A 243-nucleotide genomic window follows, 5' to 3' on the forward strand; every position below is an offset into this window, starting at 1 on the left:
GTAGTTTTTACCTAGACGCTCAAACATCTCTTTCGCATAGTCTGAAATAACATCGTCAACTGCTTTCCTTCGATATTTAACTACCAAAACAAGATGATAATACAACGAGAATACTGAATGATTATTACTGTCTAAAACCATTGATAAATCAACCTCTCTTACGTTAAGACTGATTATATCATAGTAAGAAATGAAAGACATTTTCGGCTTTCTCCAAACGAAATTCATCTAACCCTCACCGTT

At 33.7% G+C, this 243-nt stretch carries 1 protein-coding gene; it reads right to left on the bottom strand.

Translation table 11 applies throughout. The features are described 5' to 3' along the window. Nucleotides 1–141: transposase (locus R0J87_RS23815; protein WP_498889491.1), on the bottom strand; the 141-nt coding region annotated here is incomplete at its 3' end. Nucleotides 142–243 lie beyond the last annotated feature (102 nt).

Origin of the sequence: Halomonas sp. SIMBA_159 (assembly GCF_046536035.1) — a bacterium.
GTDB classification, from domain to species: Bacteria; Pseudomonadota; Gammaproteobacteria; order Pseudomonadales; family Halomonadaceae; genus Vreelandella; species Vreelandella venusta_A.